This window comes from Rothia sp. (in: high G+C Gram-positive bacteria) (genome assembly GCF_030540545.1).
GTDB lineage: Bacteria > Actinomycetota > Actinomycetes > Actinomycetales > Micrococcaceae > Rothia.
Genome location: NZ_JAUNVZ010000086.1, coordinates 1 through 1,171, shown reverse-complemented (window position 1 = coordinate 1,171; position 1,171 = coordinate 1). Strand labels below are relative to the sequence as shown.

Genomic DNA, 1,171 nt, shown 5'->3' with positions numbered 1-1,171 from the left:
CACAGTACTCGTGCCTTCGGTGTGCGTGCCGGTCATTGCATGCTCGGCAGCTGAGGAGGTGTACTCGCCAGCAGCAGCACCAGTAGACATCTCTTCAATGGCTTTAATGGTGTCGTCATCAAGGGCCTGGCGGGCCTGTTCCTTCTTGCCGTTCTCATCATTACTGCCCTCTTCATCGCCCCGCTGCCGCTGCGGCTCAGGGGCAGGTTTTACCTTCGCGAGGGTATTTTCGTAGGAGGAACGCAGATTATCGAGCTCTTTCACCTCAGGGGAATCAGCCGCAACGGTGGGGGCATCCTTAACCTTCTCAGCGCCTGCATAGTTCTCGTCCGGCTTGGGTCCGTTATCTTCCGGCTCTGCCGACGGGGTAGGCTCCGCCGACGTAGTAGTAGTGGACTCGGTAGGAGACTGCGAAGGGCTCTGAGACGTTGAAGCGGCTGACGATGAGCTGGAGGTGCTGGCACTGGCTGAGGACGAAGAGCTCTGCGCCTCATTGTTGTTATTGTCTGTGTTGGAGCACGCCGCCAACGCAAGCAGAAGTGAACCAGATACAAGCACACTGGTGAGTGCACGGCGAGCGGATAGATTTGTGGTGGGCATAGTAAACCTTACATCGGTGACTGGGATAACGCCCTGACGGGGCGCCTAGTGAGTGAATACATTATGAAATTATGCGGCGGATGCCCTCAGCCTAACACAGCTGTATGGGTGTCGCCGACGGTAAAAACCACCCCGCCCGCCAAAGCGACGGGCGGGGCAATCTTACTGGCGCACAGTGGCGCGTGAACCCTGATTAGACGCGGGCTTCAGGGCTACCAGCCGAGTAGTTATCCGAGGCGTCAACTGCACGCACAGAGTAACGTGCGCCATCCTGGTGTGCTACCGAGTAGTTGGTGCCCGTCACGGTCGCAATGACGCGGCCGTTACGGATCACCTGGTAGCGTGCACCCTGCTCGGCGCCCGACCAGCTGAGCTTGTCGTTATTGCCCGAACGCTGTGCCCTCAAGCCCGAGGGGGCTGCGGGAGGAGTCACATCGCGCGGTGCGTAACGTGCGAAGCCGACGGTACGCTGCTCGCCTTTCTCGCCTAGGGAGCGGTTAATATCGCCGCCAACCCACAGGTTACCGCGGGAATCCACGAAGGACTCCCACACGCCAAAGCCGCGGGCACC

The 1,171-nt window shown here is 59.7% G+C and carries 2 pseudogenes; both read right to left on the bottom strand.

The features are described 5' to 3' along the window. A pseudogene (locus Q4P78_RS09110) lies at positions 1-600 on the bottom strand (hypothetical protein); the annotation flags it as partial. 193 nt (positions 601-793) lie between these two features. Further along, positions 794-1,171, bottom strand: a pseudogene (locus Q4P78_RS09105) (fibrinogen); the annotation flags it as partial.